This window comes from Novipirellula herctigrandis (assembly GCA_007859835.1).
GTDB classification, from domain to species: domain Bacteria; phylum Planctomycetota; class Planctomycetia; order Pirellulales; family Pirellulaceae; genus Novipirellula_A; species Novipirellula_A herctigrandis.
Map to the genome: position 1 here is coordinate 2,878,888 of SJPJ01000001.1, position 12,560 is coordinate 2,891,447.

General features: G+C 52.3%; 9 protein-coding genes. 2 read left to right on the plus strand and 7 right to left on the minus strand.

The features are described 5' to 3' along the window. Window positions 1-54: 54 nt before the first annotated feature. The gene (locus tag CA13_RS10590; protein WP_146396186.1) at window positions 55-1,863 is read right to left on the minus strand and encodes an AAA family ATPase; all 1,809 of its coding nucleotides are present in this window, start codon (window positions 1,861-1,863) and stop codon (window positions 55-57) included. Between the two features lie 118 nt (window positions 1,864-1,981). Next, window positions 1,982-3,814, minus strand: a complete 1,833-nt coding sequence (locus CA13_RS10595; protein WP_146396189.1) for a sensor histidine kinase — start codon at window positions 3,812-3,814, stop codon at window positions 1,982-1,984. 787 nt (window positions 3,815-4,601) lie between these two features. Between CA13_RS10595 and CA13_RS10600 the strand changes: the two genes are divergently transcribed. Together CA13_RS10600 and CA13_RS10605 are read left to right on the plus strand one after the other, a co-directional pair. Continuing rightward, window positions 4,602-5,897, plus strand: a complete 1,296-nt coding sequence (locus tag CA13_RS10600) for an SHD1 domain-containing protein (protein ID WP_146396192.1) — start codon at window positions 4,602-4,604, stop codon at window positions 5,895-5,897. A gap of 137 nt (window positions 5,898-6,034) precedes the next feature. After that, entirely contained in the window at window positions 6,035-6,559 is a 525-nt protein-coding gene (locus CA13_RS10605) for a GrpB family protein (protein ID WP_146396194.1), read from the plus strand. A gap of 27 nt (window positions 6,560-6,586) precedes the next feature. Here the strand turns inward: CA13_RS10605 and CA13_RS10610 are convergent, their stop codons facing one another. From CA13_RS10610 to CA13_RS10630, 5 genes are all read right to left on the minus strand, one after another. After that, complete coding sequence (locus CA13_RS10610; RefSeq protein ID WP_419194170.1) at window positions 6,587-7,855, minus strand: outer membrane protein assembly factor BamB family protein; 1,269 nt, start codon at window positions 7,853-7,855, stop codon at window positions 6,587-6,589. 566 nt (window positions 7,856-8,421) lie between these two features. Beyond that, complete coding sequence (locus CA13_RS10615; RefSeq protein WP_419194171.1) at window positions 8,422-8,625, minus strand: hypothetical protein; 204 nt, start codon at window positions 8,623-8,625, stop codon at window positions 8,422-8,424. Window positions 8,626-8,840: 215 nt separating this feature from the next. Next, window positions 8,841-10,082, minus strand: coding sequence for a DUF1559 domain-containing protein (locus tag CA13_RS10620; protein ID WP_146396197.1), 1,242 nt, complete (start codon window positions 10,080-10,082; stop codon window positions 8,841-8,843). A 394-nt stretch (window positions 10,083-10,476) separates the two neighbouring features. Next, on the minus strand, window positions 10,477-12,150 hold the full coding sequence (locus CA13_RS10625; protein WP_146403586.1) for a sigma-70 family RNA polymerase sigma factor: 1,674 nt from the start codon (window positions 12,148-12,150) through the stop codon (window positions 10,477-10,479). Window positions 12,151-12,261: 111 nt separating this feature from the next. Then, window positions 12,262-12,510, minus strand: coding sequence for a hypothetical protein (locus CA13_RS10630; RefSeq protein ID WP_146396198.1), 249 nt, complete (start codon window positions 12,508-12,510; stop codon window positions 12,262-12,264). Window positions 12,511-12,560: the final 50 nt, after the last annotated feature.

The window sequence follows — 12,560 nt, forward strand, 5'->3', positions numbered from 1 at the left end:
ATGCTCGAGGGAAAGGCACGATAGCGAAGCAAAAGGCGACGCTATTTCGAGACACTATCTTACGATAATGTCCTTCGCCCCCTCTCCATCATCCGGTTCTTCACCAGCAGGTGCTTTTCCTGCGTTGGGTTTTGGCAGTTCCAAAACGGGCTCACCCCAATCAGCCTCGAATTTTTCTTTGCACGCCTCGCATTCCATACTGGTACCAAGCAACTGGTCATCAATGACGACCGATTGCTGACAATGGCTACACCGCACCCGCACGTTCCCTTTTTCTGCCGCCATCGCTTTGAGGTGCTCTTGCGTGATCTCCGCCACTTCAATGTCTTCCGCCGCAAGCGTGGTTAACATTTCGCGATTGACGTCCTTCATCATTGCCAAGCGATTCGCCAATCGCCGGACGCTCCGTTCAAAACTGTTACGTGCCGATCGGCCGTTTCCGAAATGGCGGTCACGATTAATGTATAAGTAAGTAAACCCGCGAAGCAGCCGGCGACGCGATTCGGTGGGCAGGGAATATTTCGACTTCTTTGAGATCAGCTCAAAGATGCGGCACAAGGCTTCGGGCGGGTAGTCGTCAAAGTGCATTGTCGTCCCCACTCGCGAACTCAATCCGGGATTACTGCGAATCATTTTCCGCATTTCCACCGGATAGCCCGCCAAGATGACAACCAAGCGATCACGTTGATCTTCCATCCGCTTCAGTAGCGTTTGAACGGCTTCGCGACCGTATTGATCTTGGCCGTTCTCATCGATCAACGTGTAGGCTTCATCAATAAACAACACACCATCGAGCGCCTCGTCGATCTTTGCATTCGTCTTGGGGCCGGTTTGCCCAGCGTATTCAGCGACCAAACCACTTCGATCGGTTTCGACCAAATGGCCTTTTTCGAGAATCCCCAGCGCACCATAGATTTCGGCAATGATCCGTGCGACGGTCGTCTTTCCGGTCCCAGGATTGCCAACAAATGCCATGTGTAAACTTGGGCGTGTGGCCGGCAATCCTTCCTTTTCCCGCAGCGTTTCCATCTTCAGAAAGTTCGTCAGCGTCTGGATTTGATCCTTAATCGCGTCGAGTCCGACTAATCGATCAAGTTTCGCGCGAGCTTCGGCAAGCCGTTGTTCGGGCGTACGATCGTCGATTGGCTCAGGAGTACTCTTTTTCAGTTCAGGTGTCGGTTTGGGTGTCCCACCAGGGCCGGCGACGGGCGTCGGTTTTTCTGCGGCCGTAACACCGGCTCCTTCGCGAAGGCGTTTCGCTTCGGCGCGAAGCCAATCGAGTGCATCGTGAGCGTTATCGGTGTCCGCTTGACTATTGTGCTCCACCACAACCGGCTCTCGCGCCAGTTCCTTCATTTGTTTCCGCATTTCATCCAAGTTTGCGTTGTCCGCGACGGACATCGCACCGTCAATGGAAGCCAACACGTTGGCCATCCGCATGACTAGCGTTTCGAGTTCCCCCCAACGATCACGTATGGGGGCGATCTCAGCAAACGGACGAATCAAGTCGCCCCATTGAAATTCGTTGGACGCAGTGACCAACCAATCGACGGCTTCGTGCAATTGGTTACCCATCACCGATTTGCCCCATAGATGCTCAAGCAAAACGCGGCCGAGTTGGCGCTGTTCCATCGTCCGAGTACTTGCCTCGGGAACAACTGCCGCAAAGACCTTCATCAATAGCCCTTGATGCAGATCGTCCATCTGGTCGGCGATTGAATTGGCGTTGGCATCGTCTCCGAGCCATCCATAGCTTTCCCTGATTAACTTCCCGCTATCGACATACAGAGCTCGCGTTTCCCCTAGCGTATCGCGATAGAGTCGAATCGATTCAATGATTTGGTCGTCAGAAAGCTTCGCCATGGTGGTGCCGAGAAAAAAGATTGGGGCGGTCTAAGAAAACAGAAACAATTGAACACCGTTTCATCTTACCGCAGGCGATTCCGTTCCGCGACGCCCGATATCGATTTCAGCCGCGGACCTATTTCAATAGTTTCAGCGTTGATCCATCGGCAGGCGATTCACCTTGCAGCGACGGTGTGGCGAGCAGAGCATCCACCGACACTTGATCGCTCAGTCGCCAGGGCAAGGTAACCCAAAACGTGCTGCCACGCCCCAGTTCACTTTCGAAGTCGACTTCGCCTCCAAGCAGTTTTGCGAGTTCTTTGACGATCGACAGCCCAAGCCCCGTGCCAGCAAATTCGCGAGTCAGCCCTTCGTTGTTGAGAACATTTTGGCTTTGGCGGAACTTTTGAAAAATGATTGGTTGATCCTCCTCGGCAATACCGACCCCGGTGTCTTTCACCGAAAGACGGAAACGGCCGCTTTGCACGTCCTCGATTCGCACCGTGATCATGCCCCCTTCGGGAGTGAACTTGATCGCGTTGCTGAGCAAGTTATTAATGATTTGCCCTAGCTTGGTTTGGTCTTGGTACGCCTTCGGCAAATCGTCCCCGGTTTCCACAGACAGCGAGATATTCTTCTCTTCTGAAAGCGAATGGATCATATCGCATTGGGCCGAGACAAGTCGCCCGAGATCAAACTCGCTGCGGCGCAGCTCCATTTTCCCAGCTTCGACTTTCGCCAAGTCCAAAATGTCATTGATCATTTCCAGTAGCAACCGACCGCTCTTTTGAATGTTGGATGCGTAACGGCGCTGTTTGTCGGTCAGCGAATCGATGCCCACTAGCACTTCCGAAAATCCAATAATGCTGTTCAGAGGCGTTCTCAACTCGTGACTCATGTTCGCCAAGAAGTCACTCTTCAAACGGTTTGCTTCGTAAAGCTGTAAGTTCAACTGAGCGAACTGATCGACGCGAGCGTCCAACTCACGGTTGACTTCCTGGATTTTGTCTTGAGTCTCGGTCAGGTGGCGAAGCATGCGATTGAACGCATCGGCAAGTTCACGAAATTCGTCCTCGGTGTCGATCGTGGCGCGTTGGTTGGTATCACCATGCGTGATCGAGTCGCTGACATCGCGAAGGTGGTAGAGAGGCTGCAAGACTAAAAAACGCACAATCGCATGTAGCACAAATAGAGTCGCAGCGATAATCGCCATCGCAAGGGCAATCACAATCGCTCGAATCCAAGTCGTCTGGTCATGCGTTTCTTGATAAGGCATGCCAATGCGAAAAACTCGAAATGGATACTGAGATGCCAATGTCATTGGGTCTTCATCGGGCGACGTGGAAATCGAACCGCCCGTCGGACTATGGCACGACAATACGCACGTCGGCTTAAAGAACACTGGATAATAGTAGATGTAACGATCATCGACCGGGCCGTCTTCCGCAAACACGGTCGTCCCAAGTAATCCAATGCGGCTCATCGCTTCGTTGTCACCTAAGTCCAACGGTCGTTCGACATCAGGACGGTCTTGGCCGATCTGGCGAGCAAGCCAAGCACGGTATTGAGGCTCAAGGGCTGTCAGGCGATCGAGCTCATGCGCCGTTTTGGGTTGATCGATTGTCGGCAATTTGTCGTAAGACATTGAATCTTGTAACGCCAAGACTCGAAAGTCGATCTTCGCATTTAGCAGTTCCGACCTCAGCCCGTCAAGCAATTCCTGGTTGCTGGTGACCACATCGCTCGGCAATTTCGCCGACCACTGGGCATCACTATGGATCATGTAGAGTTCAGCCGCCGCGTAATCACGAGCCCGCTGCTGTGTCGTGTTGGTGACCAACCGCTTTGCCAATAGCTGAACAACGAAAAATGCAGCGCACATCAATAAGACGATCGCTGAACCGAAAAAGAGCAGACATTTCCGCTCCAGGCTCATGGATGCGAAAACGCCTTTAATGAAGCGAAACATGTCCGTTAAAAATCCGTGAAATGAAAAGGGGTGAGGGCCCCGGCCTTCAACTAGGCCCCCAAAACGACCAGGCCGCCAAAACGACCAGGCCGCCAAAACGACTAGGCCGCCAGCAGCATGGCCCATCAGTGTGACGAATTCCGTGAATTGATGGCACCCGAGTTTTTTGGGGCGTTTTGCCGATCAATTGGGTCCAAACGACCGCTAAAACCGGACAGAAATCCCTAAACACCTTAATTTAACCAGTTTTCGCTGCTTGCTTGATGTTTTTTTATTACTAGCATGGGAGTTTAATCGATTGCCGTTGGATTCTCGCCGTGGCGATTTGTTTCGCTGGCGAGGGGACCCGATGGCTTGCCGCCCACCTGACCTTGTAAGAATTCCACACGCTTAATGCTGTGGAGGAGACAAAACAACCATGACCCGCACGGCTGAACGATCCAACCGACTGCCCCGCGTTTTTCGATGGAGCCCCCTTTTTCGATGGAGCCTCGTCAGCACCTTGATTGTCGCATTAGGCATCAGCCCCGCCTCCGCTGGCTGGCTTTTGCACCACGCCCGATGTGGTCACCGAACGGATTGCTGCCCGGCACCCCCTACTTGCTGCCCGGCACCTCCTGTTTGTTGCCCGGCACCAGTCGTTTGCTGCCCTGAACCTCCTGTTTGCTGTCCTGAACCAGTTGTGTGCTGCCCGGCACCGGTTACCTGTGGTATCGCCCCCGTCGAAACGACTCCGATCGACGCTGGATGTTGCGAATATGGCATAGTAGACAGCAGTGCTGTTGAAATGGGTGCTCCGCTGATGGGTGACGTCATCTATGACGCTCCAATGATGGAAGGAACCGTCATGGGCGACAGCATTCCAGTTGAACAATCATTTGACGCTCCCGTTGATCCAGCAATCACCACGGAGGAGCCCATGGTCACCGAGGAATCCCCGTTTGGCCAACCAAGCACGCCTGCGGAACCAGAGCCAGCGGTCGAAACCGATTCTGCTCCCCCAGCACCTGCCGAGCCCGAAGCACCTGCCGAGCCCGAAGCACCCGCCGAGCCCGAAGTACCTGCTGAGCCCGAAGCACCTGCCGAGCCCGAAGCACCCGCCGAGCCGGAAGCACCCGCCGAGCCCGAAGTACCTGCCGAGCCCGAAGTGCCTGCAATGGAAACCGGCGACGACCTGTTTGGCTCTCCTGAACCTGCTACTGTCGAAAAACCACCCGTCGAAGACAACGACTTGTTTGGCAATCCGCCTGCGGATGACACACCTGCTGCCGAGGCCGCAACGGACGACTTGTTCGGCGATGCACCGATGGAATCAACGGAACCTGCAACGGACGACTTGTTCGGCGATGCACCGATGGAATCAACGGAACCTGCAACGGACGACTTGTTCGGTGACGCACCGATGGAATCCACTGAGCCTGCAACGGACGATTTGTTCGGTGACGCACCGATGGAATCCACCGAGCCTGCAACGGACGATCTGTTCGGAGCCCCTACGAACGACGCGTCTGAAATGCCAGAACTTGACACTGATAGCGGAGTAGACGATTTGTTTGGTACCCCGCCCGCGGATGCGGCACCTGCTGTCGAGCCACCAACCGATGGCGGCATGGACGATTTGTTCGGAGAACCACCCGCAGAAGATGCCACACCGGCGACGGATGCGATCGACGATCTCTTTGGAATGCCAGAAATGCCTGCCGAATCTTCCCCCGAAGAGTCGACGATGACGATTGACGAATTGTTCACGCAAAACGAAGTTGCTCCGTCGGACGCTGCCGAGACGGTTGCAGAACTTCCTGCACCGAAGACACACCAGCTAGTCGTTTCGGAAAAACAAATCCCCGAATTCACTTCGCTCTCCGACACACCGGTTCGCGTTTGGATTGACGATACCGGCAGTTTCCGCACCGAAGGACGCTTGATTGCCATCAACCACGGTTCGATACAACTGCTAAAAACGAATGGCAAGACTTGCACCGTACCGTTCTCGCGAATGTGCCCAGCGGACTATTCCTATGTTGATTCGGTTCAAAAACAGCTTGAATCATCGCGAATCGCGATGCTGACAAGCAACCGCTAGTGAATGGCAATTGTTGCCAGGATCTCTCCAAGACCGAATGGATGAATCGTTTTTCGTCCGTTCGGTTTTTTGCTGCCACTGCGATAGAATAAGAACGGTCTAATTTACCGCCTCTCGATTGTCTTGGTGACATTCTTATGGAAAATGCGTCCGTTCGCTTGATGCACTACGATCCTCGTTGGCGTCAAGAATTCGAGCAGACACGAAGCAGTATTCTGTCATCCTGCGAAGGGGACGTGGTTGCGGTCGAGCATATCGGCAGCACCGCAATCTCTGGGCTAATCGCTCGGCCGACGATCGACGTACTGGCAGGCGTCACCAATCCAGCCAGCATTCCCTCAGCGGCAAGATTGATCGAAGGCTTGAACTTTCGACGTGAACCTTTCGGCGACTGGCATGATCGTGACGGCGTTCAATTGATCAAACCAAGGCATCGGAGCGAATCCGAGCCCGAACCTACGCATTGCGTGTTCCTTATGGTGCATCGCTCGGACAGCTGGAAACAAACGATCGCGATTCGCGATTTCCTCAGAACGCATCCTGAATTGGCTATCGATTTTGAAGAAGCGAAAGTGAAGCAATGGCGTCACGGTGAAGGAGACCCAAGGCGTTACGCTGCCAACAAAGCAATCTTCTTCGCTCATTTATTGGATCAAATGTAATCATTTAATAGCAGTCACGTTTAACGACTAGTCTCCGATCGCGACAAGATACTGCTGCTGCTTGCCATCCTCGTTGAAGGTTGTTCGGATCAGCAACCGATTATCGATCGCGACGGGAGTGGCAAAGATAGAATCGCCGATTGAATTCTCGGATAACAAATCAAAACGATCCGGAGATGCGGCTAGGACGTACACCATCCCTCGTTCCGAAGCAACGTAGATCCGGTCTTGAACCAACGTGGGCGAGGCGCTGATACCACCGCCGAACAACCGCTTTTGCCACATTTGCTTTCCATCGAGAGTTCGCCAGCAAAACGCAACACCGTTATCGGCAACGGCAAAAACATAGTTGGGAACGGCGAGCAGCGATTGCTCATAACATTTGATCCGATTGTCCCAAAGCAATTTTCGAGTCCCATCCGCACTGACACACCAAGTCCCCGAATCGGGATTGCCACCGCTGACGACCACACGGCGGTCGTCCCAAACGACCGTTCCGCAAATCGCGTCCGTGGTCGTGTCAACGCTCCACAGCTCCTTGCCCGTTCCTGGATCATAGGAACAAATCATCGCCGCGCCCGCAAGCAAAATTTGGCGTTGACCAGCAATGGTTGCGGCAATTGGCGAGGCAAAATTCAAATTGCTCGGCCGCTGTACTCGCCAAACTTGCGTCCCCGTCTGAGTATCAAAGGCATACAAACCACTAGCACTTGCATCATACTCGGCAGCAACAATCACCAAATTGCCTTCGACAATGGGACTCGCCCCATAACCGAATTGAAATCGCTCGGGCTTGAATTCGCTAACCTTCTTTCTCCACTGCTGGCGTCCGTCGGTTGCCAAAGCCGTCAGCCAAATGGCATCGTCGGTATGAAACGACACGAAAATCCGCTCGCCGTCAAATGCAGGACTCGGTGACGCGTGCGAATTCTTCGAGTGGATTCGCTCTGGTAACGTTCCGCGATGCATCACCCACTGGTCCCTCAATCGCCCGTCCTGGCGATCCAATTTCAAAACACTTTGCGTTCCCTCAATTTCGTCCGCAGTCGTTAAAAAAATTGACTCGTTCACCACAATCGGGGTCGAATGACCATAGCCGGGGATCTTCGTCTTCCAAAGAATGTTTTCCCCTGTCGTAATATCCCACCGCAGCGGCACGTCGATGTTTGGATCGGCGTGATTGTCTCCTGCGGGGCCGCGCCATTGGGGCCAATCTTGTGCAGGCGTTACTTGGCAGCCGAAACCACAAAACAAGGCAAGCAGGCTGACCGAGACCGGGAACCGAAGAAAATGCATCGAGCTAAGCACCCTATATGATGGCGAACGTTCACACATCCGAGCGTCGGATTGCATGAGTAAAATTTTCAAAAAAGAAGTCAGAAGCGTTATCGCCAATCTTCAACAAGCAACTTGTTCATCGCTGCACGATTCACAATCGAAGGCAGCGAGAAATATCGGCAATGATGCCCCGCCCAGTTTAAACGAGTCTTAGTTCTACGGAGCCTTAGTGCTGCCGAGTCTTAGTTCTGCCGAGTGCGAAAGAGCGAAAATCGACTGATATGGCCACGACCAAACACCGCTCATCACCAAGGTCGGAACTTGAATGACGGAAATCAAACCAGCAACAATACACTCCATCAACCAGAACACAATATGTTCGCGGTTTTCTGGATTCGCGGTTTTCTGATTTCGCGGTTTTCTGGATTCGCAGTTGAGTGCGACCCCACAGACCGAAGCGCAGAAAACTCCCAGCAGGCGACTCGGAGTTCTGTTGACAGTCAAGCAACCCAAATGCGGATGCGTGAGTATTCGAATCAACTCGAAACGGAGTCAACTCGAAACGGAGTCAACTCATTCGCGAATCATTCTTGGCCCGGCTTCATCCCTGCTGCTGCAGCTTCGGCACTCGCTTGTGCATCTTTTTGTGACTCTTCAAGCATTTCATTGTACTTGTCGATATCAGATTGACTTGCGTTCTCAACCGTATTCGTCGGAGCACTCGTACCACACCCAGCGACGGCCATACATGCAGCAACTAGAAAAAATCCAAAAAACTTCATAATCAATCACGCTTCCAATAGAGAAAGTTAACGAATTAGTATCCAGCATAAACGAAAGAGAAGCCGCCCGCCCCCATGGGCGAACGGCCTATCAGAAGCTCAGCATGGCACTCTATTCTTAGAATACCAAAGACGTTGAGCATTGGAACCTGGGTCCTCAGCCGCAACCATTAGAAATTAAACTCCAGTCGCGAAACAAAAAAACCAGCAGCGACTTTGAATTAAAATTCCTCGTCGACGACTTCTTTGCTGGCTCTCGTTCCCAAAGAACCCCAAAGACCAAATGGACTTTGCTTACCAGTGTTATTCCACTTGTTAATCAGGTAATCCGCCTTGACCGTCGACGTGACTTTACCAGCTTCAATGGAATCGGTGATGAACTTAACCGCACCATCGGCCATCAAAACGTGGACCCCACCTTGATGACGACTCGACGCTCCATAGTAGGCGTCACCACCTGCATTTTGCTGATTGCACGCTTCCTTATTTGGCGGCATAACCGTAAAGAAAGCCGAATAGTTAGGACGAGACTCTGCCCAACGATAACCACGTCCATCCACAGCACCTACCACGGCGGTCGAATCGGCCCAGAATTGGGGTCGCGTAGCGCTAACGAGATCCTGGCAGCCCGTTGGAGGAACATTTCGTAAGTTCGTCCAACTGGAGCGACGATGGTTGATGGTCCGCTTGTCCTTATCACCCAAATCGGTCGCAATTTCACCGGCTGCGATCGTGTTGGACAAGCCGTCTAAGACATCGCGAAAACGCATCGATTTGTGCGAGATGAAAATACCACGCCCCGACGCACGAATTTCTTCTTCAAGATTGTTCGCCGCATGAAGTGGGTAGGGCCCGTTGTTGTTCCAAGCTCCGTTTGCTGCCCGGTCGGGTGAATCCCCCATACAGCATGCGTAATTCGTTCGCCCGAGCCCTGGAAGCCCAACACCTGGGTCGCTAGGGCAGCGAAGCGTGGGAATATTGGTTACCCAAGGCGTGTACAAAATCGAGTTTGCAGTTGGCCCCATTGGTGGAAATGGGCCACCATTTCGGAGGGCTTGAACAGAACCATTTCCGCTAGCCGCCGGCGGCGAATTGCCCTGGGAATCAATGTTCAACGGGTTGGAAATCAACTCCCAAATCGCCTGTTGCTCGATGAAAGGCATCAGCCCCACAAGATAGCTCAACCGCCCAACATTGGAGACCTCGGAAGGACGCCATGTAGCGTTAGTGACATTATCCACAGTACCACCCGATTGCATGGGCAACTGGTTATATGCGGAATGATAATTGTGAAGGCCAAGACCAAGTTGCTTAACATTGTTGCTGCAACTCATACGACGAGCCGCTTCGCGTGCTGCCTGAACAGCGGGCAAAAGTAATCCGACTAAAACTCCAATGATGGCAATCACCACCAACAACTCGACAAGCGTGAATCCACGCCGAACTTTCATTGAACATTGCATCGAAGAAAACCTCTTTTGAGAGAGAGAGAGAGAAGAAAAGAACAGCACGGGACAATAACCCGCTTAAAACGAAAACCAGGGGAATATACCCCCCCAAAAGACCCTGCGCTTAATTGTTAACAATATTGCGTTCAATGACAAGTCATAAAATTGAATATTGTTGTCAATTTCATTTTGCGTGCAATTGATGGAAAGCACACGAAAAGATTCACAATCAAGGTCGCGACCCAGGGAGCCCCGGACGCCCCTCTAACCGCTTTCTGCATCATCAAGACAACACCGGCGATGGCAAATCGACACCGCAATCGAGCGGAGACAAACAGGCATCTCACGATGCAGCGACAAGCACAATCAAGCGACTACCAAGGGCTTAATCCACAATGGGGATGGCCCACTATGAACCCAATTCGACATCGATTTTGGCTTCATCGGCTGCTTCGCGGAGCTTTGTCAGCGCACGTGCTTCAAGTTGGCGAATTCGCTCTTTCGTGACACCCATTTCTTCGCCGACCTCTTTCAGGGTCAACGGCTCGCTGCCGCGACCGAGACCAAATCGAGCTGTGATGATCTTCTGCTCTCGTTCGTCTAAGCGATCAAGAATCTTGGACAATTCACGTTGCCGCGACCGCTGCACCGATTCCTCGGCATAAGGATCGAGCCGATCATCTTGGCGAGCCAAGAATAATTCCTCGGTCGTGGTACGGAAACGATCACGGTGTTTGAATTCACTCGGAATCGTTCGAGCAAAGTTCTTCATAATCGCCCACGAAGCGTAGGTACTAAACTTGTTGCCTCGCGAGTAATCGAATTTTTCAACCGCCCGGATCAATGACATATTTCCGTCGCTCACCAGCGCAAAAAAATCATCCGTGCTTGCAACATGACGCTTTGCAATCGAGACAACCAAACGCAAGTTGCACTGAACGATCCTATTCTTCACCTTGACCGCTTCTTCGTACAAGTTGTCGATTTGGTCCATCATGGCGGACTTGGCGCTACCAGCCGACTGCAAATTGTCACGCAGCAAATTGGTCTTATGCTTCAAATAGTTCATCTTGCGAAACAAGTGATACTCTTGCTCTCGGTTCAACAGCGGCACGTCATAGAGTGCGGCCAAATAACTGGGTAACCCACTCGGCACGCGTGCCTTTCGCATCGCGGCCCCTGTTTCGGGAATCGGAGCCAAATACTCTTCTTCACGGCTCACGTCGTCGAAATCTTCGTTGAAGATGTAATCTAACGGCAATTCCATCACATGCTGCATTCGCGTTTCCAACAAGATGCGTTGAATACTCGAACGCGTTCGCTTGAACCGCTTACACAACTGGGCCATCGTCGCACCTTGAGTCGACAATTTAAAAATCGCGCGCTTATCATCTTCGGTCAACGTCGCACGATGATTCGGGAAAATGGCCAACTGCTGGTGAACGGAATCAAAGTTTTTCAATGTATAGCGAATCGTCTCCGGGCTGCGATTCATCTGATCGGACAATTGACGCGTCACGTCGGACAAGCTAGCTCCCCCTTCGACCAATTGGCGGGCCCGCTCAATCATTTCACTCTTTTCATCGTCCGACAATTGGCTGAATCGCTCGCCACGACGAATCTTTTCACGGTTAGAAGAAACAAAAGTCTCGACACTGCTATGCAGGAACCCCACCCGTTTTCGACCACCGAATAATAATCGACGACTCACCAAGCCAGCGTCGCGCCAACGGCTAATCGTCTTGGTCGAAACGCGGAACATCTTGCTCAGATCTTCGACGGTATGGACCGGTTCGGCAAACTCCGAAACCGAAACCTCGGCCGAATCGCTAAGGTCTTCAATCAAGAGCCGCAAATCGTGCTTCAGATCGACGGCGTCAATATTGTGGCGATTCGGCTTTTCAGGGCGGTAATTGGTGATACGGAAGCAAAGATAATCGAACGAATAAGGACGGTTTGGCTCGATCTCACCATACAGCTTCTCGGCCAATTCCGCCTGCTCGACCTTTTTCGCCTTGGGGGCAAAACGAGTCAGCTGATCTCGTAATTCCTTTACCTTCGAATCTCGATATTCTTCGTGCATTACCATGGTCCATTCTCCCAGTGCTGTGGTATCTCACGTCGACTATTTATCCCTGCGGCCCCGGCGGGTCGCTCGACTTGATACCGATGTTGCCCGGGTATCACCCTTTCCTTAGGGCAAAGTGTTGCTGTCCTGAATCAGGTTCACCGACTTGCGATAGCCACAACCTCTTACGTTGGCCGGAAGCACCGCGAAGCGACCTTTTTCAAAACCTCCAACGACTCCTTGCCGTTGGCTCTTAATCTCATTACGCGTGAAACGATAACGACGTTTCCATGTTTGACCAGAAAATTCTGCCGAAAGTTCACAAGTTTTCGCCTGTTTCACGCAGTAGAGCATCAAATAGGCAATTTGGATCATTCCGAGTTGATGAGAACAATCCGACTTAAAATTTTGGCAGTTCGCTAACT